Source organism: Kluyvera ascorbata, assembly GCF_023195735.1.
GTDB classification, from domain to species: domain Bacteria; phylum Pseudomonadota; class Gammaproteobacteria; order Enterobacterales; family Enterobacteriaceae; genus Kluyvera; species Kluyvera ascorbata.
Genome location: NZ_CP096201.1, coordinates 1939975 through 1964702 on the forward strand (window position 1 = coordinate 1939975; position 24728 = coordinate 1964702).

Annotated in this window: 29 protein-coding genes; 13 read left to right on the forward strand and 16 right to left on the reverse strand. The window is 54.4% G+C overall.

Annotated elements, in window-relative coordinates:
* Positions 1 to 3: 3 nt before the first annotated feature.
* The 12 genes from fliQ to fliF form a co-directional block, all read right to left on the reverse strand.
* Complete coding sequence (fliQ, locus tag MY052_RS09075) at positions 4 to 273, reverse strand: flagellar biosynthesis protein FliQ (protein ID WP_035896987.1); 270 nt, start codon at positions 271 to 273, stop codon at positions 4 to 6.
* Between the two features lie 9 nt (positions 274 to 282).
* Entirely contained in the window at positions 283 to 1020 is a 738-nt protein-coding gene (gene fliP / locus MY052_RS09080; RefSeq protein ID WP_115073920.1) for a flagellar type III secretion system pore protein FliP, read from the reverse strand.
* Entirely contained in the window at positions 1020 to 1385 is a 366-nt protein-coding gene (fliO, locus tag MY052_RS09085) for a flagellar biosynthetic protein FliO (RefSeq protein ID WP_035894155.1), read from the reverse strand. Before fliO ends, fliP begins: the two co-directional genes overlap by 1 nt.
* A 115-nt stretch (positions 1386 to 1500) precedes the next feature.
* Positions 1501 to 1914 (reverse strand): flagellar motor switch protein FliN, encoded by a 414-nt coding sequence (gene fliN, locus MY052_RS09090; protein ID WP_035894148.1) that lies wholly within the window; start codon positions 1912 to 1914, stop codon positions 1501 to 1503.
* Positions 1911 to 2915 carry a flagellar motor switch protein FliM gene (gene fliM / locus MY052_RS09095; RefSeq protein WP_035894146.1) on the reverse strand — a complete coding sequence of 335 codons (1005 nt, stop codon included), beginning with the start codon at positions 2913 to 2915 and terminating at the stop codon, positions 1911 to 1913. The genes fliN and fliM overlap by 4 nt, the downstream gene beginning before the upstream one ends.
* A 4-nt stretch (positions 2916 to 2919) precedes the next feature.
* Positions 2920 to 3387: a flagellar basal body-associated protein FliL gene (gene fliL, locus MY052_RS09100; RefSeq protein WP_035894143.1), complete on the reverse strand. Its 468-nt coding sequence runs from the start codon at positions 3385 to 3387 to the stop codon at positions 2920 to 2922.
* Positions 3388 to 3487: 100 nt separating this feature from the next.
* Positions 3488 to 4699 carry a flagellar hook-length control protein FliK gene (locus MY052_RS09105; protein ID WP_248538640.1) on the reverse strand — a complete coding sequence of 404 codons (1212 nt, stop codon included), beginning with the start codon at positions 4697 to 4699 and terminating at the stop codon, positions 3488 to 3490.
* Complete coding sequence (fliJ, locus tag MY052_RS09110; protein WP_035894139.1) at positions 4696 to 5139, reverse strand: flagellar export protein FliJ; 444 nt, start codon at positions 5137 to 5139, stop codon at positions 4696 to 4698. Before fliJ ends, MY052_RS09105 begins: the two co-directional genes overlap by 4 nt.
* Before the next feature lie 21 nt (positions 5140 to 5160).
* Entirely contained in the window at positions 5161 to 6531 is a 1371-nt protein-coding gene (gene fliI / locus MY052_RS09115) for a flagellar protein export ATPase FliI (RefSeq protein ID WP_035894154.1), read from the reverse strand.
* The gene (gene fliH / locus MY052_RS09120; protein ID WP_035894137.1) at positions 6531 to 7229 is read right to left on the reverse strand and encodes a flagellar assembly protein FliH; all 699 of its coding nucleotides are present in this window, start codon (positions 7227 to 7229) and stop codon (positions 6531 to 6533) included. Before fliH ends, fliI begins: the two co-directional genes overlap by 1 nt.
* On the reverse strand, positions 7222 to 8217 hold the full coding sequence (gene fliG / locus MY052_RS09125) for a flagellar motor switch protein FliG (protein WP_035894135.1): 996 nt from the start codon (positions 8215 to 8217) through the stop codon (positions 7222 to 7224). Before fliG ends, fliH begins: the two co-directional genes overlap by 8 nt.
* A complete protein-coding gene (gene fliF, locus MY052_RS09130; RefSeq protein ID WP_202217708.1) occupies positions 8210 to 9883 on the reverse strand; it encodes a flagellar basal-body MS-ring/collar protein FliF in 1674 nt (557 codons plus the stop codon). Before fliF ends, fliG begins: the two co-directional genes overlap by 8 nt.
* A 215-nt stretch (positions 9884 to 10098) precedes the next feature.
* Between fliF and fliE the strand changes: the two genes are divergently transcribed.
* Positions 10099 to 10410 carry a flagellar hook-basal body complex protein FliE gene (fliE, locus tag MY052_RS09135; RefSeq protein WP_123652190.1) on the forward strand — a complete coding sequence of 104 codons (312 nt, stop codon included), beginning with the start codon at positions 10099 to 10101 and terminating at the stop codon, positions 10408 to 10410.
* Between the two features lie 246 nt (positions 10411 to 10656).
* On the forward strand, positions 10657 to 11070 hold the full coding sequence (gene yedD, locus MY052_RS09140; RefSeq protein WP_035894129.1) for a lipoprotein YedD: 414 nt from the start codon (positions 10657 to 10659) through the stop codon (positions 11068 to 11070).
* Positions 11071 to 11112: 42 nt separating this feature from the next.
* Here yedD and fliT read toward each other — a convergent pair whose 3' ends face one another.
* Genes fliT through fliD form a run of 3 tightly spaced genes read right to left on the reverse strand, consistent with a single transcriptional unit; the run spans position 11113 to position 13334 of the window.
* Positions 11113 to 11487 (reverse strand): flagella biosynthesis regulatory protein FliT, encoded by a 375-nt coding sequence (gene fliT / locus MY052_RS09145; RefSeq protein WP_035894127.1) that lies wholly within the window; start codon positions 11485 to 11487, stop codon positions 11113 to 11115.
* The gene (gene fliS, locus MY052_RS09150; protein WP_248538641.1) at positions 11487 to 11897 is read right to left on the reverse strand and encodes a flagellar export chaperone FliS; all 411 of its coding nucleotides are present in this window, start codon (positions 11895 to 11897) and stop codon (positions 11487 to 11489) included. The genes fliT and fliS overlap by 1 nt, the downstream gene beginning before the upstream one ends.
* Positions 11898 to 11921: 24 nt before the next feature.
* Positions 11922 to 13334 (reverse strand): flagellar filament capping protein FliD, encoded by a 1413-nt coding sequence (fliD, locus tag MY052_RS09155; protein ID WP_202217711.1) that lies wholly within the window; start codon positions 13332 to 13334, stop codon positions 11922 to 11924.
* Between the two features lie 264 nt (positions 13335 to 13598).
* Here fliD and MY052_RS09160 point away from each other — a divergent pair, with 264 nt between their 5' ends.
* The 8 genes from MY052_RS09160 (at position 13599) to sdiA (ending at position 20853) form a co-directional block, all read left to right on the forward strand.
* Complete coding sequence (locus tag MY052_RS09160; protein WP_202217712.1) at positions 13599 to 14930, forward strand: FliC/FljB family flagellin; 1332 nt, start codon at positions 13599 to 13601, stop codon at positions 14928 to 14930.
* A 164-nt stretch (positions 14931 to 15094) separates the two neighbouring features.
* The gene (locus MY052_RS09165; protein ID WP_035894153.1) at positions 15095 to 15814 is read left to right on the forward strand and encodes an RNA polymerase sigma factor FliA; all 720 of its coding nucleotides are present in this window, start codon (positions 15095 to 15097) and stop codon (positions 15812 to 15814) included.
* A 59-nt stretch (positions 15815 to 15873) separates the two neighbouring features.
* The gene (fliZ, locus tag MY052_RS09170) at positions 15874 to 16425 is read left to right on the forward strand and encodes a flagella biosynthesis regulatory protein FliZ (protein ID WP_202218097.1); all 552 of its coding nucleotides are present in this window, start codon (positions 15874 to 15876) and stop codon (positions 16423 to 16425) included.
* A gap of 87 nt (positions 16426 to 16512) precedes the next feature.
* Complete coding sequence (gene tcyJ / locus MY052_RS09175) at positions 16513 to 17313, forward strand: cystine ABC transporter substrate-binding protein (protein WP_248538642.1); 801 nt, start codon at positions 16513 to 16515, stop codon at positions 17311 to 17313.
* Between the two features lie 81 nt (positions 17314 to 17394).
* Positions 17395 to 18381, forward strand: coding sequence for a D-cysteine desulfhydrase (gene dcyD, locus MY052_RS09180; protein ID WP_248538643.1), 987 nt, complete (start codon positions 17395 to 17397; stop codon positions 18379 to 18381).
* A 13-nt stretch (positions 18382 to 18394) separates the two neighbouring features.
* Positions 18395 to 19063, forward strand: coding sequence for a cystine ABC transporter permease (gene tcyL / locus MY052_RS09185; RefSeq protein WP_123652198.1), 669 nt, complete (start codon positions 18395 to 18397; stop codon positions 19061 to 19063).
* On the forward strand, positions 19060 to 19812 hold the full coding sequence (gene tcyN, locus MY052_RS09190; protein ID WP_248538644.1) for an L-cystine ABC transporter ATP-binding protein TcyN: 753 nt from the start codon (positions 19060 to 19062) through the stop codon (positions 19810 to 19812). The genes tcyL and tcyN overlap by 4 nt, the downstream gene beginning before the upstream one ends.
* A gap of 318 nt (positions 19813 to 20130) precedes the next feature.
* A complete protein-coding gene (gene sdiA, locus MY052_RS09195; protein ID WP_035894110.1) occupies positions 20131 to 20853 on the forward strand; it encodes a quorum-sensing transcriptional regulator SdiA in 723 nt (240 codons plus the stop codon).
* A gap of 69 nt (positions 20854 to 20922) precedes the next feature.
* Here sdiA and MY052_RS09200 read toward each other — a convergent pair whose 3' ends face one another.
* Entirely contained in the window at positions 20923 to 21147 is a 225-nt protein-coding gene (locus MY052_RS09200; protein WP_035894108.1) for a DUF2594 family protein, read from the reverse strand.
* A 457-nt stretch (positions 21148 to 21604) separates the two neighbouring features.
* Here MY052_RS09200 and uvrY point away from each other — a divergent pair, with 457 nt between their 5' ends.
* From uvrY to pgsA, 3 genes are read left to right on the forward strand one after another with little or no spacing between them, the layout of a single operon-like run.
* Positions 21605 to 22261 (forward strand): UvrY/SirA/GacA family response regulator transcription factor, encoded by a 657-nt coding sequence (gene uvrY / locus MY052_RS09205; RefSeq protein WP_035894107.1) that lies wholly within the window; start codon positions 21605 to 21607, stop codon positions 22259 to 22261.
* The gene (uvrC, locus tag MY052_RS09210; protein ID WP_248538645.1) at positions 22258 to 24090 is read left to right on the forward strand and encodes an excinuclease ABC subunit UvrC; all 1833 of its coding nucleotides are present in this window, start codon (positions 22258 to 22260) and stop codon (positions 24088 to 24090) included. Before uvrY ends, uvrC begins: the two co-directional genes overlap by 4 nt.
* Positions 24091 to 24145: 55 nt before the next feature.
* The gene (gene pgsA, locus MY052_RS09215; protein ID WP_035894103.1) at positions 24146 to 24694 is read left to right on the forward strand and encodes a CDP-diacylglycerol--glycerol-3-phosphate 3-phosphatidyltransferase; all 549 of its coding nucleotides are present in this window, start codon (positions 24146 to 24148) and stop codon (positions 24692 to 24694) included.
* Positions 24695 to 24728: the final 34 nt, after the last annotated feature.

Genomic DNA, 24728 nt, shown 5'->3' on the forward strand with positions numbered 1-24728 from the left:
TGCTTAGCCGATGATATAGGGCAAGTTGTTGAACAGCGTTCGCACGTAGTCCAGCAGGAGATTCAGCATCCACGGTCCGGCAACGATAATCGCGATAAACACAGCGATGATTTTTGGAATGAACGACAGCGTCATTTCGTTAATCTGCGTCGCGGCCTGCAGGATACTGATAATCAGGCCGGTCACCAAAGAAACCAGCAGCAGCGGGGCGGCCAGCGCCAGCGCCACTTTCATCGCTTCGGTGCCCATCATCATGACGGATTCAGGGGTCATGGGTACTCCTTAACTGTAAAAACTCTGCGCCAGCGAGCCGACCAGCAGTTGCCAGCCATCCACCAGTACAAACAACATCAGCTTAAACGGCAGCGCGATGGTGGCAGGCGGCACCATCATCATCCCTAGCGCCATCAGGACGCTGGCGATCACCAGATCGATAATCAGGAATGGAATAAAAATGGTGAAGCCAATCTGGAAGGCGGTTTTCAGTTCGCTGGTGACATAGGCCGGGAGCAGAATACGCATAGGAACGGCCTCTGGACCTTGAATAGGCTGGCTGTTGGCGAGTCTGGCAAACAGCGCCAGATCCGCTTCACGGGTCTGGCGCAGCATAAATTCACGCAGCGGCTGCGCGCCTTTTTCCAGCGCATCCTGCATGGTGATTTTATCTTCGCTAAACGGCTGATAGGCGTCGGTGTAAACTTTGTCAATAACCGGCGACATAATGAAAAAGGTCAGAAACAGCGCCAGTCCCAGCAGGACCTGGTTAGGTGGCGCAGACGGTGTTCCCAGGGCGCTACGCAGCAGGCCGAACACAATGATGATGCGGGTGAAGCTGGTCATCATCAGTAAAATGGCCGGGATAAAGGTCAGCGAGGTAATAAAAACCAGCGTCTGAACCGGCAGCGACCAGCTCTGACCACCGTTGGCTAGCGGCTGGCTGATTAAACCTGGAAGTTCTGCAAAAGCGGAGGGCGACAGCAACAACAGCCCGCTCAGCGCAAGGGAATAAATACGACGCATCAGGATCTCCCGGGACGCTTAAGCATGTTTTTCATCAGTGAAGCAAATTCGGGTGCGGCAGCCTGCGGTGGCTGATTCTCCGCTGAGGCTGGCGGCAGCTTATGCAGCAACGTAACCTGTTGCGCGGTGACGCCGAGCACCAGACGCGCATCTTCAACGTTAACAATCACCACGCGTTCACGGGCACCCAGCGAGGCGCTAGCGCTCACCTTCAACCCGCTTGCTGGCTGATTTCTCATGGCGCCGGGCATGACGCGCTTCACCACCCATGCCGCCGCCAGGATGAGCACGATAATGCCCAGCAGGGCACCGCTAACCTGAATTAATGGCGACGTCGCCGGCTCATTAACATGCGCAACGGTCACCGGTGCGGTGGGGGTTGCGGATGCGGCAGTATGGTTTGTCGTCGCCACGCCGTGTCCAGACGGCGTAGCGCTATGAGAGACCGGTGCCGGTGGCACAGCGTGGTTTGTGCTCATCTTAACGGCTCAGGCGGCGCATACGCTCTGATGGCGTGATGATGTCGGTGATACGTACGCCGTACTTGTCGGCAACCACCACAACTTCACCCTGGGCAATCAGATAGCCGTTGATTAAGATATCCAATGGTTCACCCGCCAGGCCGTCCAGTGCGACCACGGAACCCTGCGTCAGGCGCAGCAGCTCTTTGATGGTCATCCGGGTACGACCCAGTTCAACGGTCAGCTTGACCGGAATATCCATGATCAGGTCGATATCCTGCAGCGTGCCGCTGACGTCGCCGCCGCCAAGTTGCTGGAATACCGCATCGGCAGCACTTTTGCTGCTGGTGGTTTTCTGTTCGTTCAGCGCTTCAGCCCACAGATCGTCCACGGATCCGCTGTTGTCATCGGGTGGAGTATTCATATCACTCATTTGGGCTGTTCCTCGTTCAGCGAATTCAATATCGGGTTGATCAAATGTTCTACGCGCAGCGCATATTGTCCGTTAACCGTGCCGTACTGGCTGGTTAACACCGGCACGCCGTCGACGTGCGCAATAATGCGATCGGGCTTCTCTATCGGCAGGACATCACCGGGTTGAAGTTTGAGTATTTGTGACAGTCGAAGCGAGATATCGGCGAAGTTCGCTATCAGTTCGAGCTCGGAGTGCTGCACCTGACGCACCAGATTTTCACGCCAGTTCTGATCTTCATTGCGTGAGTTTTCCAGCGGCGGGTTAACCAGCAGTTCGCGCAGCGGCTCAATCATGCTGAACGGCAGGCAGATATTAAACTCGCCGGTCAGATTGCCTATTTCTACGTGGAACGGCGTGTTCACCACGATGTCGTTCGGCGAAGTGGTGATGTTGGTGAACTTCACCTGCATCTCCGAACGGACATATTCCACTTCCAGCGGGTTGATGGCTTTCCATGCATCGCTATAGCCTTCCAGAGCCAGCTTCAGCATGCGGTTGATGACCCGCTGCTCGGTATGGGTGAACTCACGACCTTCTACTTTGGTCGGAAAGCGTCCATCTCCGCCGAACAGGTTATCCACGGCGATAAACACCAGGCTTGGGGAAAAGACCACCAGGCCCGTGCCGCGCAGCGGCTTTAGATGGATCAGGTTAAGGTTAGTGGGCACCGGCAGGTTACGAGCAAACTCGTGGTATGGCTGAATACGAATCGCCCCCACTGTAATGTCCGGACTCCGGCGCAATAGGTTGAACAATCCCATACGGAAGTGGCGGGCAAAACGCTCGTTGATGATCTCCAGCGCCTGCAGACGTTCACGTACAACGCGTCGTTGGGTATTGGGGTCATAGGGGCGAATGTCATCTTCGCCCGCAGCGCGTGCCTGCGGCTCGTTAGGATTGTCGCTGTCGCCGTTCAACAGCGCGTCAATTTCGGCCTGAGAAAGAATGCTATCGCCCATAGTCCTACCGCAAAATAAAGGCTGTATACAGCACGTCGGTAATGTTCTGTTTAGGCTGACCAGCAATTAGCGGTGCGCTCAACGTTTCTTTAATCTCGGCAGCGAGCTGCTTTTTGCCGTCATCAGTAGCAAGCTTAGTCGCATCCTGGCGTGACAGCAGCAGGAGCATGCGGCTGCGAACTTCCGGCAGATAGTCATTCAGGCGCGCGCGGTCAGCCTCAGACTTCATGCGCAGCGTCACGCCAACGTACAGCACGCGGTCGGCATCGCCGAGATTGACGGTAAAGGTATCCAGCGGGAAGAAGACCGGCGCAGCTGGCGGCGGCGCTTCTTTTGGCGCGGCGGTCTCTGCTTTGTTGGTTAAACGCCAGTAGCTGTAGCCTGCGGTGGCGCAGGCGGCGAGCGTTACCAGCACCAACAAAGGGATCCAGAGGGAGCGTTTGCTCTTTTTATTGATAGCGGTGTCAGTCATTTGATGCGGTCTTCCTTTTAGAGCCTATCCAATGATTATCCCGCCTCCCGCGCGGGTCAAAGCGTGGAAAAGACGGGAATAATCGTGTTACCTCGGGCGTTTAAGCGAAGATATCTACCGCATTATCCCCGCGAGCCGAAGATTGCAGGGCGGCAGGGACGGCGAGAAGTTCGGTGTCGTCCTGGTTTTCACCGCCGTCGGCGTTATGACGTGCGGCAAACGACTGCTGAGATGAAGGTTGCTGCTGTTGACCTGCAAAGCCATCGCTGCTGATATTGCTTTGTCCCAACTGAATGCCATTGTCTTCAAGCTGAGTGCGTAGTACCGGAAGCGCGGCCTCCAGTGCAGCGCGCACGTGGCTGTGCGGTGAGGCCATCTGGATTTGCGCCAGGTTATCTTCCACCTTCAGCGTAATGTGTACCTGGCCCAGCGATTCCGGGTGCAGGCGCAGCTCGGCGGTCTGCTGGCCCGAACGGGTAAACAGCGTGATGTGCTGGCTCACGTTCTGCTGCCAGTCCGCGGTGCCCAGTTGGGCGCGCACGTTGGCCGTCGCGGTGGCAGGAAGGACCGGCGCGGCGTTGTTCTGGTTGGCGACCGGTGCCAGCGCGGCGGTGGCGGCGGTTGGGCTCGAAACGCTTTCTGATTCCGCTTTCTGGGTTGGGATCACAAAGGCGGAGTCGGCGGGCAGCGCGCGGGTATCAACGCCAGTTTGCGTGGTCGGTGTGCCTTTAACATCCACAAAGCCCTGAGATTTCGCGCCACCACGACCGAGTGCGGTGGTCAGGGAGCTGAGCGTGTCGCTATTTTGCGCAGGCGCAGTAACGGTAGCCGTCTGCTGAATCTGCGGGGTGACCGGCAGCATCGCCATGAGCGCGCTGAGACTTTTCAGATCGTCGTCGCTCAGTTTGCTCTCAGCGGAGTCGTCGTCGCTTTTCGCGTCCGTTTTACCGGTGGTCAGTTCACTTTTCAGATGGGCGGCCAGTGAGCTTAACAGGGTCTGAGCATCACTTGAGGTCGCTAAGTCTACGTCGCTCTCGGCGCTGGCATTGGCCTGGGTAGCCTCCTGTTGAACCAGCCACTTGGTCAGCGACTGACCCTGAACTTTGATATCTTTCAGACCTTTCACATCGGCAAGGCCTTTGACATCAGCGTCGGTGAGCAGCGCGTTTTTTGCGCCAGCGGGGTCGGCGCTCTGGGTCAGTGCGCCTGCCAACAGCGCCAGGAAATCCTCGGGTGACCCCGGGGTTTTTGCCGTCGCGTCTGTGCTTGCAATATTTGCATCGCTGACGGCAAGGTTAGGCAGAGTAATCATTCGGGTTTCCTCAAGGTTGCGCGTTGGGCAAACTCATCCATTTTTTTCTGATCAAGCCGGTTTTCCGCCAGCAGCGCGGCGGATTCTTGCCGGTCCTGTAGCGTTTGCCATGCCTGCAAACGCTGTTTTTTCTCGCGCCAGAAATTCAGCGCCTGCTCCACTTTGTTGTTCCACTGAATCAACTGCTGACGGTGCTGGTCGATAGCTTTCTCCAGCGTTTGAATAAACTGCTGGTAGTTCTGCCATCGCAGACTGGCAATGCCCTGCGTCATGTCGTTATTCAGGCTGTTTTGATATTCCAGTTGATAGTCCATCAACATCTTGAGCTGTTCTTCCGCCTGCTGGCATCCGCGCCGCATTTCACCCAAAACGAGGGCGGCGTTGTCCACATCAGTTTCTGCCAGCTCTTTCAGCGTTGCTAATGCACCGTGCTGCGCCATATTTGTGATCCTCTTGCTTCACTATGACGATGGGAAAATCATTTCCAGGGCCTGGATGGATGATTCCCAGTCTGCTTTTTCAAGAATGCCTTGCTGTAAAAATGCTTCCAGATGCGGCCAAAGCGTGATGGCTTTATCCAGCATCGGGTCGCTGCCCTTGGCGTATGCGCCGACGCTAATCAGGTCGCGGTTACGCTGGAAGCTCGAGAGCAGCTGCTTAAAGTTGCGTACCCGGGCGTAATGCTCTTCGCTGATGAGCGCGGTCATCGCACGGCTGATCGAGGCCTCGATATCAATGGCCGGATAGTGCCCGGCTTCCGCCAGCCGACGGGACAGCACGATGTGACCATCAAGGATGGCGCGCGCGGAGTCGGCTATCGGATCCTGTTGGTCATCGCCTTCGGTCAATACGGTATAAAACGCGGTGATCGAGCCGCCGCCGGTAATGCCGTTACCAGCACGCTCAACCAGCGCGGGCAGTTTGGCGAACACCGAAGGCGGGTAGCCTTTGGTCGCTGGCGGTTCGCCGATGGCGAGCGCGATTTCACGCTGCGCCATGGCGTAGCGGGTCAGGGAGTCCATGATCAGCAACACATGCTGACCGCGGTCGCGGAAATCTTCCGCCACGCGGGTCGCATAGGCGGCACCCTGCATGCGCAGCAGGGGAGAAACGTCGGCCGGAGCCGCAATCACCACCGAACGCGCGCGGCCTTCGGTGCCGAGAATGTTCTCGATAAAGTCTTTAACTTCACGCCCACGTTCACCGATAAGCCCGACGACGATGACGTCGGCGCGGGTATAGCGCGCCATCATGCCGAGCAGCACGCTCTTACCGACGCCGGAACCGGCAAACAGTCCCATACGCTGGCCGCGTCCGACGGTGAGCAGGGCGTTGATTGGGCGTACCCCGGTATCCAGCACGTGTTCAATCGGCGTGCGCTGTAAGGGGTTAAACGGCGCGGTGATAAGCGCACCGGTTTCGGTGGTATCCGGGGCGGGCAATCCGTCAAGCGGTTTGCCGCTGCCGTCCAGTACGCGGCCCAGCAGCGCCGGGCCAAGCGGCAGCTGTTTGCCGCTTTGCAGTCCGTCACCGGCGGTGTTACGCGCATAGACGCGCGCGCCGGGCAGGATGCCTTCAACTTCTTCGAGCGGCATCAAAAATAGGCGGTGACCGTTAAAGCCGACAACCTCGGCTTCTACTTCCTGCATCTCCGCGCCCTGTTGGCGTTCGATAATGCAGGTCGCGCCGAGCGGAAGCTGTAGCCCGGTGGCTTCCAGCACGAGGCCAGTTGCGCGGGTGAGACGTCCGTAGCGGCGCACAGCAGGAAGCTGCGCGATACGCGCCTCGAAATTGTCGAGCGTGTTGAGCCAGCGGGTCAGACGCACGGTCATCAGCAAGCTCCCGGTGCCGCCAGGCGGCACAGTTCCTGCCAGCGCGTGGCGACGCTGGCATCCAGATCGCCTTCATCGGCGGAGACTTTGCAGCCGCCGGGATGCAGCGTTGGGTCGCCTCGCAGCCGCCAGCCGTGCAGGTTCAGCGTTGCGCCGAGCATCTCTTCGACGCGTGGTAAATCTTCCGGGCTAACGCGCAGCTGAGGCTTGCCGGTGAACAGCGGCTCCTGTTGAAGCAGGGATTGAATCTGCTTAATCAGCGCGGTGTTATCCACCACCGGCACCTGCCCGACAATCTGCCGCGCCGCTTCCAGCGCCATCTGCATCAGACGTGAAGCAATGACGCTATCGAGGGTATCCAGCGTATGCTGAAATTCGCTCGCCAGCTGCTGCATACGGGCGTGAATTGGCGCCTGTTCCTGTTTGGCCTGCGCCAGACCCTGTTCGAGCCCTTGCGCCAGACCTTCCTGATAACCCTGCTGTTGACCGGCGGCGTGGCCTTCACGCAGACCGGCCTGGTAGCCCTGTTCATGAGCCTGAATCTGTAGCTGAGCCAGCTGTTGCTGTTGCAGCTGTTCGGCGGAAATCTCTTCTTGCTCCTCGTCCATTTCGTCAACGGAAAGTGGGGTAAACTCCATTTCCATTGGCGGAGAGAGATCGTCAGGCTGCCAGACTTTCCACGGCGTGGTATCAGACATAGGTGTCGTCTCCGCTGCCAATCACCATCTCGCCGGTTTCGGCCAGACGACGCACAATAAGCAGGATGGCTTTCTGTTCGTTCTCGACCTGAGACAGACGTACCGGGCCACGGTTGGCCAGGTCGTCGCGCAGAATGTCGGCCGCACGCTGGGACATATTGCGCAGGAACTTCTCGCGCAACGGCGGCTCGGAGCCTTTGAGGGCAATGAGCAGCGATTCGGAGTCCACTTCCTGCAGCAGGCGCTGGATGCTGCGATCGTCCACGTCGACCAGGTTTTCGAACAGGAACATCTCGTCGATGATTTTCTGCGCCAGATCGCCGTCGAATTCGCGCACTGCGGTAATAACCGCTTCTTCCTGCTGCGTTTTCATCAGGTTGATAATTTCGGCCGCCGTTCTCACGCCGCCCATTTTGCTGCGCTTGAGGTTCTGGCCGTCGAGCAGGTTGTTCAGCACCTCGGTAAGTTCCGCCAGCGCCGCCGGCTGTACGCCGCCGAAGGTGGCAATACGTAGCATCACGTCGTGACGCAGACGTTCGTCGAACAGCGCCAGAATATCGGCTGCCTGACCGCGTTTGAGGTGCACCAGAATGGTCGCGATAATCTGCGGGTGCTCCTCGCGGATAATATCGGCGGCGCTCTGTGGTTCCATAAAGTTGAGCGTTTCGAGGCCGCTGGTGGTTTCGCGGGTTTCGAGAATATCTTCCAGCAGGCTGGCGGCACGCTCTTCACCCAACGCTTTGACCAGCACCGTACGCAGGTAGTCGTTGGCATTGACGCTCAGTGCCGCAAACTGCTCGGCTTCTTGCTCGAACTCCGCCAGCACGTCGGTCAGCTGTTTATTAGAGATCTGCTTTACGCCCGCCATGGCGGTACTGAGCTGCTGTACTTCGCGGGTGCTGAGGTGCTTGAACACCTCGGCCGCGCGGTCTTCGCCAATCGTCATCAGCAAAATGACGCTTTTATCGATTCCAGTCAGGTTACTCATGGTCGTTATTCATCCATTGGCGAATGACCAGCGCTACCACGCGCGGATCGTTATCAGACATTTCGCGAATACGCTGGCTCATCACTTCAGCGCTCAGGCGCTGGTTAGCACGGCGCTGCTGCGTTTGTTCATCTTTGCTGAGGCGAACCTCAACGGCGTCCTGCGCTTCCTGCTGAACTTTCACCTGCTCGGCGGACGCCAGCGCGATGGCTTCACGGCGTTGGAGCTGCGGCTTAATCGCTTTACGCCATAGGAGCCAGGCGACAATCAGCACCAGTAACCAACGACCGGCGGTCATCAGCTGATCGATAAACGACTGCTGCTTCCAGAATGGCAGTTCACCACCGCTTTCATCGGTATCGTTAAACGGTGAATTGACCACGTTCAGGGTATCGCCACGGGTGGTGGAGAAGCCCATCGCTTCGCGGGTCAAGTCTTCAATCTGCTTCATCTGATCGTTCGTAAGCGGCAGCGGTTTGCCATCCGGCAGATTACGGTAGTTGACCACCACGGCCACCGACAGACGTTGAACATCGCCAACGTTTTTCCTGGTGTGCATGATGGTGCGGTCGAGCTCGTAGTTGCTGGTTTCATTACGCTGCGTATTGCGCGGACCGGTCGTGGTGGTGGTGTTGCGGTTCGCGGCGGTCTGACCGTTGGCCTGGTTTGCCGGTGGCGTACTGATAGGTGCCGATGGCGCAGGTGCAGGAGTGTTTGACAGCGCGCCCGGAACGCCGCCTGGATAAGGGCTGCCTACCTGATCGCTCTCGCTCACCTGACGTGAACGCACCGCTGCCTGGCTGGCATCGCCGTTCGGACGATACTGCTCGTCGGTTTGCTCTTTGTTATCAAAGTTGATTTGCGCGGTCACCTGCGCGTGGACGTTACCGTTGCCGACAATCGGCCCGAGTATTGCTTCGATACGGCGCTGAACGCGGCCTTCAACGTCGGCGGCATACTTCAGCTGCGCGTCGTTCAGGTCACGAGCGCTGGTATTCGACTGCGTCAGCAGGTGCCCGCCCTGGTCGACAAGCGTGACGTTGCCCGGCGGTAAACCGGCGACGGCGCTGGAGACCAGATGCACAACTGCAGATATCTGCCCTTCATCGAGCGCACGGCCGGGCTCCAGATTGACGGTTATCGAAGCGGAAGGGGATTTTTGTTCACGGACAAACAGCGATGGTTTCGGCATCGCTAAATGGACGCGCGCGCTTTTGACCGGGCCGAGGGTTTCAATAGTGCGGGCCAGCTCTCCTTCCAGCGCGCGCTGGTAGTTCACCTGCTCGCTGAACTGGCTGATGCCAAATTTTTCCTGGTCGAGCAACTCAAAGCCAACTGAGCCACCTTTCGGCAGGCCAAGCTGAGCCAGGCGCAGACGCAGCTCGTGAACTTTATCCGCAGGAACTTCCAGCGCGCCGCCGTTATCGGCAAAGCGGTAAGGGACGTTCATCTGGGTTAACTGTGTGACGATAGCACCGCCGTCCTGGTCAGACAGGTTGCTGAACAGCGTGCGGTAGTCCGGGGATTTTGCCCACAGCACCATTGCCACAAGAACGGCCACCGCGGCCGCGCTGGCGACCATCAGTGGGATTTTAGGATTCGCGCGCAGGCGGTTGACCCACTCTAAGGTTTTATTTTGTGGTGTAGCCGTAGCACTCGCGCTCATTGCGCACCTCGTCGATCCTGATCAATGGCGTTAAACGTTAACGAAAACAAAGCAGACTCCCAGGTCAGAACTCATAAAGATAGCTATGCCATTATTTGTTTCTTTAGGATTTTTGATGGGCCAAATAACCCATTTTTATGGTGCTATTTAGCGCCTTTATCTTATTGACAAGCTGGTAAGCTCATTCCCAGGTTAAATACAATCCGGGAGTTCATATGGCGATTCAGGGTATTGAAGGTGTTCTGTCACAGCTGCAAGCCACGGCGGCAATGGCACGCAATCAGAGCGTGGATACGCAACCAAGCATCAGCTTTGCCGGGCAGCTTCACGCCGCGTTGGATCGCGTGAGCGATACGCAAAACAGCGCGAAAGCGCAGGCGGAGAAGTTTTCGCTGGGCGAGCCGGGCATTGCGCTAAACGATGTTATGACCGATCTGCAAAAAGCGTCGGTGTCGCTGCAGATGGGGATTCAGGTGCGCAATAAGCTGGTGAGTGCGTATCAGGAAGTGATGGGCATGCAAGTTTAATACTCAGTCCGTAGGCCGGATAAGGCGTTCACGCCGCCATCCGGCAATTTGTTCGGGCGATGCCGGATGGCGCTTTGCTTATCCGGCCTACAACTGATTTGTGTTTTTCCTTCTATTTTCTCTTCCTCGCTCCAACGTCCGCGTTTTTTATCGCGGCACGCCTACCGCAATAGTCAATTACCGTGAAACGGTCATCGGTTTAACGCTATAATGTTTCTGTTTTTTTCTCCCGGAACAGGACGAATAATGAAAAAATTAGCCATTGTGGCGGCGCTGTTAACGCTGGCGGGTTGTGCGCAAATTACCGATTACTCCACCGTTGTAAAAGCACCGGCTCCGGCGGGGCTGGCTGGATACTGGCAGTCGGTTGGGCCGCAGCGTGCGCTGGTGAGCCCGGAGGCGATAGGCAGCCTGATTGTGACTCGTGATGGCGATACGATGGACTGCCGTCAGTGGCAGCGCGTGATTGCGCTTCCGGGGAAACTGATGCTGAAAGATAAAGACGTTTATAACGTGACGAATAAGCTGGACGTGTACGCGGTTGAACGTGACGGTAACACGCTGAAGTATGACGGCATGACGCTGCAACGCGTCGAACGCCCAACGGTGGAATGCGCGGCTGCGCTGGCGAAAACGCCGCTGCCGTCGGTACTGCCATAAAAAACATTCACTCCGGCACGCCGCGTGTCGGAGTGAATATCACTAATGATTAAGGTCGGCATTATCCTGGGGAACCAGCACGTGGCCACCCTGTTTACCGTAGGTCGACATCACCGACTTTTGTATCGACGATTGCCCCACCAGTTTTGCCAGCTCATCCATGCGCGCTTGTAGCAGACGTTTTACGGTGTTTTCATTATCCAGTACCTTGCGCAGCAGGGGACGAAGCTGCTCCTGAACCGGGTCGGACGGTTCACTTAGCTGGGTTAACTGAGCAATCTTTTGCACCGCATTAACGTATTCCATTTCACTGGCAATCAGTTCGTCCCACAATCCTTCCGTGGCAAGTCGCAGCATCCTGTTGCTTTTTTCAACCAGCTGTTGGTACGAGAGATAAAGATGCGGTGCATGGCTCATTAGACGGCGTCCTGAATCAAATTAGGCGTAAGGAGAGATTCCTTCCAGGCATCGGCGATATTGCGCATGAGGTGTTCAACCTCCTCAACGGCGCCAGCGTCATTGCGCAGATTAGCCTGTAAAAGTCGTCTTACCATATAGGCGTAGAGCGCTAACAGATTCTGCGTCAGTTCATCATGACTCTTTTCATCCAGCCCCATTTTCAGGCCGTTTTCGATGATATTAATTGCCTTCGACAGGGAAAGCCCTTTTCCCTGCAGATTGCCGTCCTGCATAAACAGGCGGGCGCGGATAAGCGCGCTCAGCGCGCCGTCAAACAGCATGCTGACTAGCTGCTGCTGACTGGCGCTCATCACTGCGCTTTCTACGTCAATCTGTGCGTAGGCTTTTGTTGCTTGGGCCCCGTACATGATGTTTCTCCCGGTTAAGAATAATTACTTGGAACTGCTGGATGTTGATTCAAACTGCTGCGTTAAATAGCTACTGGTGTTATTTAACGAGGTCATCAGAACGTCCAACTGGGTAAACTGGTCTTTATAACGGGCGACCTTTACATCAATCAGATCGCTGGCGGCGTTATAGTCTTTGGTCAATTTGTTCAGCGTTTTGCTGACCCCATCTTTGGCAGCCTGAATAATCCCGGTGCTGGAAAGCCAGCTGGTCAGGTTGTTACCGATAGTGGTGGTAATGCCGGTTTTTTTACCGTCACCCACAATCAGAGCGCCGACTCCGGATGAATCTTTTTTCAACGCAGCGCTGAGTTTGTCATCATCAACGTTCAACTGGCCGGTGCTTGGGTCAGAAGTGACGCCAATCTGTGCCAGAGTTTTATAAGCCGAGGAGCTCAGCGTATTGCTCAGTGCGCTCTTCAACTGGGTCTGAATGGTGCGTAGCGTGGTGTCACCAATCAATGCACCGTTGCTGGTATCCTGACTATCGGAGCCTACATCAACCGCCGTGTATTTGGTCAGGGAGCTGAAGGTATCCTGCAGGGCGTTGTAGGCTGTTACCCATGCTTTAACCGCAGCTTGCGCTTTTGTCGTATCCTGAGTGATGGTCAGCGTTTGGTTGCCGCTGGTCACGTCATTGAGGTTCAGTGTAATGTCTTCAAGCGCATCACTAATGGTATTGCTGCTGTTTACAATGGCAACGTTGTTTACTGTGAGCTCGGCATTCTGCGCCGTCACACTCTCGGTCATACCATTGCTGGTATCGCCTTTGGTGCCGTTGTAACCCATAAAGTTTTGCAGTGCGCTGTCGCCGCTGACGCTCAGCGTCATGGCGTTATCCAGGCCGGAGTCATTTGAGGTAATCGACAGGCGATAGGCTCCGCCGACGTTAATGATACTGGCGCTGACGCCCGCTTTGGCATTGTTGATAGCGTCGCGCATTCCGGTTAATGAGGAGTTTGCTGCGCTGATGTTAATGGTTACCGGCTCTTTACCTCCACCCTGTTGAATAGTCAGAACGCTGTCACTGGTGGCAATGGCCGTTTTGTTATCAGCCTGCGTTGCTTTGGTGGTCAGCGTTTGCGCCTGTGCCAGCTGTGTGACGTTGATGGTGTATTTACCCGCAATCGCGTTACCGGTAGTGGTTGCGCTGAAGGCGGTAGTAGAGCTGGCCGTTGTGGTCGCCGTAAAAAGATCGGCTTTAGAAAGCGCTGTGTTAGCGGTCTGGAAGGCCTCTAAGGAGCTTTTCAGCGTGCCATAGGCGCTGAGTTTAGCGGTGTAAGAGGTCTGCTGTTTTGTAATAGGTGTTAACGTGGCTTTTTCAGCCGCGGTAAGGCTATCCAGAATGTCGCTCAGCTTCAGGCCCGATCCGATTCCCAATGAAGAAATGCTTGCCATTTTTATTCCTTAATGTGTCGACACGTATAATGAATGTCTGGGTTATCGGCCTGAATGCGTCAAAGTTTACGCTTAATTGTTTTTTTTTAATGGCGAGAATAAGCGCAAGAGAAAAGAGTATTTCGGCGGCTAAAAAAATGCGGGATTGGTGAAAAAAATTCTAAAGGTTGTTTTACAGCAGACGATAACAAGTTTGACGGCGATTGAGCCGACGGGTGAAAACCCATAACGTAATCAACGACTTGAAATATAGGGTAACGAATCATGGCACAAGTCATTAATACCAACAGCCTCTCGCTGATCACTCAGAACAACATCAACAAGAACCAGTCTGCTCTGTCCAGTTCTATCGAGCGTCTGTCTTCTGGCTTGCGTATCAACAGCGCGAAGGATGACGCAGCGGGTCAGGCGATTGCTAACCGTTTCACCTCCAACATTAAAGGCCTGACTCAGGCGGCACGTAACGCTAACGACGGTATCTCTCTGGCGCAGACCACTGAAGGTGCACTGTCTGAAATCAACAACAACTTACAGCGTGTACGTGAACTGACCGTTCAGGCAACGACCGGTACTAACTCCGATTCTGACCTGTCTTCTATCCAGGACGAAATTAAATCCCGCCTGTCTGAAATTGACCGCGTATCCGGTCAGACTCAGTTCAACGGCGTGAACGTACTGGCTAAAAACGGTTCTATGGAGATTCAGGTTGGCGCGAACGATGGTCAGACCATCAGCATCGACCTGCAGAAGATTGACTCTTCTACTCTGGGTCTTAAAGGCTTCTCTGTTGCCGGCGGCAGCGTAAGTGTTGGCGACTCTATCACGCAGATTCCTTCAGCAACAGCAGGTAGTCCGCCTGTTGCTATCAAATATGCTGCGAGTGTAGCTACTGCGCTGAACATCACTGATACTTCTGGCCTCAGCCTGCACAACGTAAAAAATGCTGATGGTTCAGCATCAGGTAATTACGTTGTACAAAGTGGCAGTGATTCTTATGCAGCGTCTATTGCGGCTGACGGAACTGTTTCTCTGAACACCGCAGACGTAACTTATTCTGATGTTGCTAATGGTGTAACTTCAGCAACCCAATCTGGCCAGTTAATTAAAGTTGGCTCGGATTCGAGCGGTGCTGCAGTTGGCTATGTAACTGTTCAAGGCAAAAACTTCTCTGTAGCGGGCTCTCTCGCTAACAGCGGTCTTGCTGCCGCCACTAAAATTACTGTAGATGGGACTGGTACTAACCCGGCGGTAATTAAACTCAGTTCCAGTGCAGATGGTACTACTACTGTAGCTACTAAGGAGTTTGATGGCGCGTCTTCTAACAACCCGCTGGCTCTGCTGGACAAAGCTATCGCATCCGTCGATAAATTCCGTTCTTCTCTGGGCGCGGTACAGAACCGTCTGAGCTCTGCTGTAACCAACCTGAACAACACCACCACCAACCTGTCTGAAGCGCAGTCCCGTATTCAGGACGCCGACTATGCGACCGAAGTGTCCAACATGTCTAAAGCGCAGATCATCCAGCAGGCTGGTAACTCCGTGCTGTCCAAAGCGAACCAGGTTCCACAGCAGGTTCTGTCTCTGCTGCAGGGCTAATCGCTCTCAATCTGACAAACCCCGCCTCGGCGGGGTTTTTTTGTTAAGTAAATTTCACTTACTCCGCAAATAACCCCCACTTTTCCCCATTGTTCCATCGATTAAAATTCCTGTAGAAACGGATAATCGTGCCGATAACTCATATTAATGCAGGGCTGTTTATCGTGAATTCAATGTATACCGCTGAAGGTGTAATGGATAAACACTCGCTATGGCAACGCTATGTGCCGCTGGTGCGACACGAAGCGCTGCGCCTTCAGGTGCGTTTGCCGGCGAGCGTGGAACTGGACGATCTGCTCCAGGCGGGCGGTATCGGCTTATTGAACGCAGTTGAACGCTATGACGCTCTGCAAGGTACGGCATTTACGACTTACGCAGTGCAACGCATCCGTGGGGCGATGCTGGACGAATTACGCAGCCGAGATTGGGTACCGCGTAGTGTCCGGCGGAACGCGCGTGAAGTTGCGCAGACGTTGGGACAGCTGGAGCAGGAACTGGGACGAAACGCGACCGAAACCGAAGTCGCGCAGCGACTTGGGATCGCGATTGAAGAATACCGTCAGGTGCTGTTGGACACCAATAACAGCCAGCTTTTCTCCTACGATGAGTGGCGTGAAGAGTATGGCGACAGCATTGAGCTGGTGACGGAAGAGAATCAACACGAAAACCCACTGCATCAACTACTGGAAGGCGATCTTCGCCATCGCGTGATGGAAGCCATCGAGGCTCTGCCAGAGCGCGAGAAGTTGGTGTTAACCCTCTATTACCAGGAAGAGCTGAACCTCAAAGAGATCGGCGCAGTGCTGGAAGTGGGGGAGTCGCGCGTAAGCCAACTGCACAGCCAGGCCATTAAGCGTCTGCGCATAAAACTGGGTAAGACGTAGGTTGGAGTAACGTTAAGTTTCGCCAAAAATGCCGCATTATGTAATGAGAACCCGGAGTTATCATAATGATGCAGGTAAAAAGACGGCCATTAAGCCGCTATCTCAAAGACTTTAAACACAGCGAAACGCATTGCGCCCAGTGTCACAAACTGCTCGACCGTATCACCTTAGTGCGTCAGGGCGTAATCGTGAATAAAATCGCTATCTCCCGCCTGGATACGCTGATGGATGACAACGCGTGGCAGCAGGAACGTAGCGCCTGGTCAGCGCTATGCCGCTTCTGCGGCGATCTGCACTGTAAAGAGCAGAGTGCCTTCTTCAATATCATCGGCTTCAAACAATATCTCCTCGAACAAACGGATATGAGCGCGGGTACCGTACGTGAGTACGTTGTGCGTCTGCGTCGTCTTGGCAACCATTTTGTCGACCAACAGGTGCCGCAATCGATACTGCTTGAGCGTCATGCGGATGAAAAACTGGAGGCCTGGCTGCCGGACACCAGCACCAACAATTATCGTATTGCCTTGCGGAAATACCTGCGTTTTCAGCGCCACTTGCCGCGTGATAACGAGCAAAATTTCGCAGACTGTGAAACCTCTGATATATATTAAATTGGAATAAGATGTATCTCATGGGTGTTTGTCATTGAAGACGAACGGTTTACACTACGAAAAAAAGTGATGCTTTTCGGGGGTATAATGAAACTGAAGTTTCTGGGTCGTCAGGTGCTGATGGGTGCTATGGCCGTTGCGCTGGTTGCTGGCGCAAGCGTACAGGCGTTCGCTGCTGAGAATTTATTAAACCAGGTGAAAGAACGCGGCACGCTGCGCGTTGGCCTGGAAGGCACTTATCCTCCGTTCAGTTTCCAGGGCGATGACGGTAAGTTGACCGGCTTTGAAGTGGAGTTTGCCAATGAGCTGGCAGAACACCTGGGCGTTAAGGCTGACCTCAAACCGACCAAGTGGGATGGGATGCTGGCGTCGCTCGATTCAAAACGTATCGACGTGGTGATTAACCAGGTAACTATTTCTCCTGAGCGTCAGAAGAAATATGACTTCTCCACCCCGTACACCATCTCCGGCATTCAGGCGCTGGTGAAAAAGGGCAGTGAAGACACCATCAAAACCGCGGCTGACCTGAAAGGTAAAAAAGTCGGCGTGGGTCTCGGGACCAACTACGAAGAGTGGCTGCGTAAGAACGTCCAGGGCGTCGATATTCGTACTTACGATGATGACCCGACAAAATACCAGGACCTGCGCGTAGGCCGTATCAACGCGATTCTGGTTGACCGTCTGGCGGCGCTGGATCTGGTGAAGAAAACCAACAATACGCTGGCCGTTGCGGGCGACGCGTTCTCCCGTCAGGAATCTGGCGTTGCGCTGCGTAAAGGCAACGAAGACCTGCTGAAAGCGATTGATGGTGCCATCTATGCCATGCATAAAGACGGTAGCCTGAAAGCACTGTCTGAAAAATGGTTCGGGGCAGACGTGACAGAATAATCGTCATGCTTTAAAAAAGGCGCTGATAGAGCGCCTTTTTTTATTTAAGGCGCATAATAAAAACAAGACTAAGGAGATGCTATGTCACTGCAAAATTTAACCCGTTTCCCACGCCTGGAATTTATTGGCGCGCCGACGCCGCTGGAATATCTGCCGCGTTTTTCTGATTACATCGGGCGCGATATTTTTATCAAACGCGATGACGTCACCCCGATGGCGATGGGTGGGAACAAGCTGCGTAAGCTGGAATTCCTTGCCGCCGATGCGCTGCGCGAAGGCGCTGACACGCTGGTAACTGCCGGGGCGATTCAGTCTAACCATGTGCGCCAGACGGCGGCGGTGGCGGCGAAGCTCGGCCTGCACTGCGTCGCGCTGCTGGAAAACCCAATGGGCACGACGGCGGAAAACTACCTCAGCAACGGCAACCGCCTGCTGCTGGATCTGTTCAACACGCAGGTTGAAATGTGCGACGCGCTGACTGACCCGAATGCGCAGCTCGCCGAGCTTGCCACGCGCCTTGAAGCGCAGGGTTTTCGTCCGTATGTGATCCCGGTAGGCGGTTCCAACGCGCTGGGTGCGCTGGGCTATGTTGAAAGTGCGCTGGAGATTGCCCAGCAGTGCGAAGGGGCGGTCTCTATTTCATCCGTGGTGGTGGCCTCCGGCAGCGCGGGGACGCACGCGGGTCTGGCGGTAGGGCTGGAACAGGTGATGCCAGAAGCCGAGCTGATTGGCGTGACGGTCTCGCGCAAAGTGGCGGATCAACTGCCGAAAGTGGTGACGCTACAGCAAGAAATTGCCCGCAACCTCGAACTGACGGCCAAAGCCAATATTACGCTGTGGGATGACTATTTCGCGCCAGCCTACGGCATTCCTAACGACGACGGTATGGAAGCGGTGAAGCTGCTGGCACGCCTTGAAGGCATTCTGCTCGACCCGGTTTATACCGGCAAAGCGATGGCCGGGCTGATTGACGGCATTAATCAGAAGCGCTTTAAAGACGAAGGGCCGATTCTGTTTATCCATACCGGCGGTGCGCCTGCGCTCTTTGCCTATCATCCTCACATTTAAATAGAACGCGCTCATGCAAGAAAGTATTCAACTGGTTATCGACTCCGCGCCGTATCTGCTCAAAGGCGCGGTCTTCACGCTACAGCTTAGTATTGGCGGGATGTTCTTCGGCCTGATTCTGGGCTTTATTCTCGCGCTGATGCGCCTTTCGCCCATCGGCCCCATCCGCTGGCTGGCGCGCTGCTATATCTCGATTTTTCGCGGTACGCCGCTGATTGCGCAGCTGTTTATGATTTACTACGGTTTGCCGCAGTTTGGCATTGAATTGGATCCTATTCCCTCAGCGATGATTGGCCTGTCGCTTAACACGGCGGCCTATGCAGCAGAAACGCTGCGCGCGGCGATTTCGTCGATTGATAAGGGACAATGGGAAGCGGCGGCAAGTATTGGGATGACGCCATGGCAAACCATGCGTCGTGCGATTCTGCCGCAGGCTGCGCGCGTGGCGCTGCCGCCGCTGTCGAACAGCTTTATCAGTCTGGTGAAGGATACCTCTCTGGCGGCCACCATTCAGGTGCCGGAGCTGTTCCGCCAGGCGCAGCTGATTACCTCGCGTACCCTGGAAGTGTTCACCATGTATCTGGCCGCATCGCTGATTTACTGGGTGATGGCGACGGTGCTGTCGGCGCTGCAAAACTATTTTGAAAACCAGCTTAACCGCCAGGAGCGAGATCCAAAATGAGCGCAATTGAAGTCAAAAACCTGGTGAAGAAATTTCACGGCCAGACGGTGCTGTACGGGATCGATCTCGAAGTGAAAGAGGGTGAAGTGGTGGCGATTATCGGGCCGAGCGGCTCGGGAAAAACCACGCTGCTGCGCAGTATTAATCTACTGGAGGTGCCGGAAAGCGGGACGATCCGAGTCGGTGACATGACCATTGATACCGCGCGTCCGCTTAGCCAGCAGAAAGGGCTGATTCGCCGCCTTCGCCAGCACGTGGGTTTCGTTTTCCAGAACTTCAATTTATTCCCGCATCGAACGGTGCTGGAGAACATCATTGAAGGGCCGGTGATTGTGAAGGGCGAAGCCAAAGTGGAAGCCATTGCCAGAGCGCGCGAGCTGCTTAGCAAAGTGGGCCTGTCTGGCAAAGAAGAGAGCTACCCGCGTCGTCTCTCCGGCGGGCAGCAGCAGCGCGTTGCCATCGCTCGGGCGCTAGCGATGCGGCCTGACGTCATTCTGTTTGACGAGCCAACCTCCGCGTTAGACCCTGAACTGGTAGGTGAGGTGCTGAATACCATCCGTGCGCTGGCTGAAGAGAAGCGCACCATGGTTATCGTCACCCACGAAATGAGCTTTGCCCGCGATGTGGCTGACCGCGCCATCTTTATGGATCAGGGCCGCGTGGTCGAGCAGGGCGAAGCGAAAGCCCTGTTTGCCAACCCGCAGCAGGCGCGTACCCGGCAGTTCCTGGAAAAATTCCTCATGCAGTAACGTTAACCGCACGTGTTCATCGATAACATGAGCACGTGTGGAATGACTTATTTTTCATCGCAAATGATGAACGCGAACGATTAGCGCCGTTTTAATGAAAAATTTTACTTAAGTGTGCTTAATCAATAGGTAGATTTTATGTCGCCTGTTAAACGTGAAAATAGCCTGGCAGCAGTCATTCTGCGTCATCCGTTGCAGAAATAGGGCAAATCAGGATTATTTTGCCGAAGCGTGATATTTTATACATATAAATAAGATTTATGTGTTAGGTTTCTGTATTCATAAATATGATTATTGATCAGGGGATTTCTCGTAGTCATGGGAGACGATGATTTTTTCAGCTGGCGGCGGGAAATGCTGCAACTTTTCCAGGCAGCCTCGGCAAGCGACCAGATATATGCGCTTTTACAGCAGCAAACCGAATATCTGGAATATGATTTCTTCGCCTTGTGCGTTCGCCATCCGGTACCTTTTACCCGGCCCAGAATATCGGTGTTCACCACCTATCCCGATGCCTGGATGTCGCATTATAAGTCGGCAAACTATATGGCTATCGATCCGGTACTGAAGCCGGATAACTTCTCACTGGGACATCTGCGCTGGAATGACGAGCTGTTCAGCGATGCTCAGGAATTGTGGAACGCTGCGCGTCATCACGGCCTGCAAACCGGTGCAACACAATGTCTGATGCTACCAAACCATGCTCATGGCTTCCTGTCGGTATCACGTAAGCGCGTGGCGCGTCATCCTCATGATGAAGATGAAATAGCGCTACGATTGCAAATATTGCTGGAAATGAGCCTGCTGGCATTATTACGCGTCGAAGACGAAATGGTGATGCCGCGGGAAATGAAATTCAGTAAACGGGAATTAGAAATTCTGAAATGGACGGCAGAAGGAAAAACGTCGGCGGAGATTTCGATTATTCTGGCTATTTCCGAGAATACGGTGAACTTCCATCAGAAGAACATGCAGAAAAAATTTAATGCGCCTAATAAAACGCAAATTGCCTGCTATGCGGCGGCGATTGGATTGATCTGACTCGTTCTTGCGTTCTGCGTGCCAGACGGCAAACCGGCTGTAAGCAGCGATGCTCCAGCCGGTTTAAGATTACTGGCGGTAAGCTTGTTTAATTTGCTTAACGGTGCTGGAAAATACGGCAGCCTGAGCTTCATCTTCTAACTGCGCAATTTGCTTTTCCATTTTAATAATCACACGTCCCGCGTCCGCTTGACCCATCGCTTGCAGCATCAGCGTCAGCATTGCCTTCAGGCAGGACAGCTCCTGGGCCAGATTTTGATTATTTTCTGCAGTGGAAAAATCAGGTGTGCTCATTTATTGCCTCGTACAATTTCTGCGCATTATGCGCGATCCGGATTATGAAAGCGGCGCAGTATACCACAAGCGGAGAGAAAAAAAGGAGTGCCTGTTTTTTGTGCGCTGCTCAGAGCTGATATTAATTATTATTTAAAGTTTTGAAGACAGTCAGTTAGCGACGAATTGTTTAAATATGGTTCCTTCGACGTTAATTGTTGTTACATATTATAGGGGCTAATTATCAAATATACGACAAAGCGCCTGTTTACTCCGTTTATTGCTGACGACATACTGATTTTGACGCAGGGCATCCTATTGTTTTTTAGGTCTTTCCAGCACCTGTACACGAATATTTCCAAAAACGAGATCGAAATCCATGCTCTGGCATTTTTAGACTTTCACAGTTGATATAAAACCCGGTAGTATGGGCAAATTAAGATGTAGTAGCGTTATCCCTATCCTGGAGATTATTCCTTTGATCAACGTCCTTCTTGTTGATGACCACGAACTGGTGCGCGCAGGGATACGACGCATTCTCGAAGATATAAAAGGCATTAGAGTGACCGGCGAAGCCAACTGTGGGGAAGATGCGGTGAAGTGGTGCCGTGCCAACCCGGTAGACGTTGTGCTGATGGATATGAATATGCCGGGCATCGGTGGCCTGGAAGCCACGCGTAAGATTGCGCGTTCCGCCGTCGACACCAAAGTCATCATGTTAACCGTACACACGGAAAACCCACTACCGGCAAAAGTCATGCAGGCGGGAGCCGCTGGCTATCTGAGTAAAGGTGCTGCGCCGCAGGAAGTGGTCAACGCCATTCGTTCCGTGTTCTCTGGGCAGCGTTATATTGCTTCGGATATCGCCCAGCAGATGGCGCTGAGTCAGATTGAACCTGAAAAGACCGAATCGCCTTTCGCCAGTTTGTCTGAACGTGAATTGCAGATTATGCTGATGATCACTAAAGGCCAGAAGGTGAATGAGATTTCAGAACAGTTGAGTCTGAGTCCTAAAACGGTCAACAGCTATCGCTATCGTATGTTTAGCAAATTGAACATACACGGCGACGTTGAGCTGACGCACCTGGCAATTCGCCATGGCCTTTGCAATGCGGAGTCGTTAGCAAGTCAGTGAGTGATGTTTTTGATTCAAAAGCCTTTCTGAAAACTGTAACCAGCCAGCCCGGCGTTTATCGTATGTATGATGCCGGCGGCACGGTTATTTACGTTGGCAAAGCCAAAGACCTCAAAAAACGCCTTTCCAGCTATTTTCGTGCCCAGGTGGCCTCCCGTAAAACGGAAGCGCTGGTGGCACAGATTGCCCAGATTGATGTCACCGTTACCCATACCGAAACGGAAGCGCTGCTGCTTGAGCATAACTATATCAAGCTTTACCAGCCTCGCTATAACGTCCTGCTACGTGACGATAAGTCATATCCTTTTATTTTTCTGAGCGGAGACGCTCATCCGCGTCTGGCAACGCATCGCGGCGCAAAACACGCGAAAGGGGAGTATTTCGGACCTTTCCCGAACGGCTACGCAGTACGAGAAACGCTGGCGCTATTGCAAAAGATTTTCCCCATCCGCCAGTGCGAAAACAGCGTTTACCGCAACCGCTCACGTCCGTGCTTGCAGTACCAGATTGGTCGCTGCCTGGGGCCGTGCGTGAAGGGGCTGGTGAGCGAGGAAGAGTACGCGCAGCAGGTTGACTACGTGCGCCTGTTCCTCGCCGGGAAGGACGACCAGGTGCTGACGCAGCTGATTGCGCGCATGGAGAAAGCGAGCCAGGTGTTGGCGTTTGAAGAGGCCGCGCGCATTCGCGATCAGATTCAGGCCGTTCGTCGAGTGACGGAAAAACAGTTTGTCTCCAACAACGGTGATGATCTTGATGTGATTGGCGTCGCGTTTGAAGCGGGCATGGCCTGCGTCCACGTGTTGTTTATCCGCCAGGGCAAGGTGTTGGGGAGTCGCAGCTACTTCCCGAAAGTGCCAAACGATACTGAACTGGGCGAAGTGGTGGAAACCTTTGTTGGTCAGTTCTATTTCCAGGGCAGCCAGATGCGTACGCTGCCGGGCGAGATCCTGCTCGACTTCACGCTCAAAGATAAAACCCTGTTGGCTGATTCGTTATCGGAGCTGGCAGGCCGTCGGATTCAGGTGCAAACCAAACCGCGCGGCGATCGCGCTCGCTATCTGAAGCTGGCGCGAACCAACGCGGTGACGGCGCTGTCGACTAAACTTTCTCAGCAGTCTACCGTTCATCAACGTTTGCAGGCGCTCTCCGCCGAGCTTAAGCTGCCGGCCATCAAACGTATGGAATGTTTTGACATCAGCCACACCATGGGGGAACAAACCGTTGCCTCGTGCGTGGTGTTTGATGCCAACGGCCCGCTGCGTGCGGAGTATCGTCGCTATAATATCACCGGGATCACCCCGGGCGATGACTATGCGGCGATGAACCAGGTACTGCGCCGTCGCTATGGTAAAGCGATTGATGACAGCAAAATTCCTGACGTGATTTTGATAGACGGTGGGAAAGGGCAGCTAGGGCAGGCGAAAGCGGTATTTGCTGAGCTTAACGTGCCGTGGGATAAAAACCATCCGCTGCTGTTAGGCGTGGCAAAGGGTAGCGACCGTAAGGCCGGTCTTGAAACGCTGTTTTTTGAGCCGGAAGGTGAGGGCTTCAGCCTGCCGCCGGATTCACCGGCGCTGCACGTCATTCAGCATATTCGCGACGAATCACACGATCATGCAATTTCCGGGCACCGCAAGAAACGCGCTAAGGTTAAAAGCACCAGTTCGCTGGAGACTATCGAAGGCGTGGGGCCAAAACGCCGTCAGATGCTGCTCAAGTACATGGGTGGCCTACAAGGTTTGCAGCAGGCAAGCATTGAAGATATTGCAAAAGTGCCGGGAATCTCGGTCGGGCTCGCAGAAAAGATCTTCTACTCGTTGAAACATTAGGGGCTCTGTAGCAACATAGGGCTAATATTTACTGACAACAGATAGTTACCTCGCCATGCAATATAATATTCCTACATTGCTTACGTTGTTCCGCGTCATCCTGATTCCGTTTTTCGTGCTGGCGTTCTACCTTCCGTTCGTCTGGGCGCCGTTTGTTTGTGCGCTGATCTTCTTCATTGCAGCGGTAACCGACTGGTTTGATGGCTATCTTGCGCGTCGCTGGAACCAAAGTACCCGTTTCGGCGCCTTCCTCGATCCGGTTGCGGATAAAGTGATGGTGGCGATTGCGATGGTGCTGGTGGCCGAACACTACCACACCTGGTGGGTGACCTTGCCGGCTGCGACCATGATTGCGCGCGAGATTATTATCTCTGCGCTGCGCGAGTGGATGGCCGAACTCGGTAAGCGCAGCAGCGTGGCCGTCTCCTGGATCGGTAAAGTAAAAACAACGGCGCAGATGGCTGCGCTGGTTTGGATGCTGTGGCGTCCAAATATCTGGGTTGAGTGGGCGGGTATCGCGTTATTCATGGTCGCAGCGGTGCTGACGCTGTGGTCAATGCTGCAATATTTGAACGCTGCACGCGGTGATTTGCTTCAAGAGTGATCGTTTCGGCGTAATTTTCAGCAAACGGCACAAA

Excerpts from the sequence above, each read along its gene's own strand:
- fliE (WP_123652190.1), top strand. The coding sequence starts at position 10,099 with ATGGCGATTCAGGGTATTGAAGGTGTTCTGTCACAGCTGCAAGCCACG.
- tcyL (WP_123652198.1), top strand. The coding sequence starts at position 18,395 with ATGCAAGAAAGTATTCAACTGGTTATCGACTCCGCGCCGTATCTGCTC.
- tcyN (WP_248538644.1), top strand. The coding sequence starts at position 19,060 with ATGAGCGCAATTGAAGTCAAAAACCTGGTGAAGAAATTTCACGGCCAG.
- tcyJ (WP_248538642.1), top strand. The coding sequence starts at position 16,513 with ATGAAACTGAAGTTTCTGGGTCGTCAGGTGCTGATGGGTGCTATGGCC.
- dcyD (WP_248538643.1), top strand. The coding sequence starts at position 17,395 with ATGTCACTGCAAAATTTAACCCGTTTCCCACGCCTGGAATTTATTGGC.
- fliN (WP_035894148.1), bottom strand. The coding sequence starts at position 1,914 with ATGAGTGATATGAATACTCCACCCGATGACAACAGCGGATCCGTGGAC.
- fliI (WP_035894154.1), bottom strand. The coding sequence starts at position 6,531 with ATGACCGTGCGTCTGACCCGCTGGCTCAACACGCTCGACAATTTCGAG.
- sdiA (WP_035894110.1), top strand. The coding sequence starts at position 20,131 with ATGGGAGACGATGATTTTTTCAGCTGGCGGCGGGAAATGCTGCAACTT.
- fliT (WP_035894127.1), bottom strand. The coding sequence starts at position 11,487 with ATGAGCCATGCACCGCATCTTTATCTCTCGTACCAACAGCTGGTTGAA.
- fliS (WP_248538641.1), bottom strand. The coding sequence starts at position 11,897 with ATGTACGGGGCCCAAGCAACAAAAGCCTACGCACAGATTGACGTAGAA.
- fliM (WP_035894146.1), bottom strand. The coding sequence starts at position 2,915 with ATGGGCGATAGCATTCTTTCTCAGGCCGAAATTGACGCGCTGTTGAAC.
- fliQ (WP_035896987.1), bottom strand. The coding sequence starts at position 273 with ATGACCCCTGAATCCGTCATGATGATGGGCACCGAAGCGATGAAAGTG.
- fliL (WP_035894143.1), bottom strand. The coding sequence starts at position 3,387 with ATGACTGACACCGCTATCAATAAAAAGAGCAAACGCTCCCTCTGGATC.
- fliH (WP_035894137.1), bottom strand. The coding sequence starts at position 7,229 with ATGTCTGATACCACGCCGTGGAAAGTCTGGCAGCCTGACGATCTCTCT.
- fliG (WP_035894135.1), bottom strand. The coding sequence starts at position 8,217 with ATGAGTAACCTGACTGGAATCGATAAAAGCGTCATTTTGCTGATGACG.
- yedD (WP_035894129.1), top strand. The coding sequence starts at position 10,657 with ATGAAAAAATTAGCCATTGTGGCGGCGCTGTTAACGCTGGCGGGTTGT.
- fliD (WP_202217711.1), bottom strand. The coding sequence starts at position 13,334 with ATGGCAAGCATTTCTTCATTGGGAATCGGATCGGGCCTGAAGCTGAGC.
- MY052_RS09200 (WP_035894108.1), bottom strand. The coding sequence starts at position 21,147 with ATGAGCACACCTGATTTTTCCACTGCAGAAAATAATCAAAATCTGGCC.
- MY052_RS09105 (WP_248538640.1), bottom strand. The coding sequence starts at position 4,699 with ATGATTACTCTGCCTAACCTTGCCGTCAGCGATGCAAATATTGCAAGC.
- MY052_RS09160 (WP_202217712.1), top strand. The coding sequence starts at position 13,599 with ATGGCACAAGTCATTAATACCAACAGCCTCTCGCTGATCACTCAGAAC.
- pgsA (WP_035894103.1), top strand. The coding sequence starts at position 24,146 with ATGCAATATAATATTCCTACATTGCTTACGTTGTTCCGCGTCATCCTG.
- fliP (WP_115073920.1), bottom strand. The coding sequence starts at position 1,020 with ATGCGTCGTATTTATTCCCTTGCGCTGAGCGGGCTGTTGTTGCTGTCG.
- fliF (WP_202217708.1), bottom strand. The coding sequence starts at position 9,883 with ATGAGCGCGAGTGCTACGGCTACACCACAAAATAAAACCTTAGAGTGG.
- fliJ (WP_035894139.1), bottom strand. The coding sequence starts at position 5,139 with ATGGCGCAGCACGGTGCATTAGCAACGCTGAAAGAGCTGGCAGAAACT.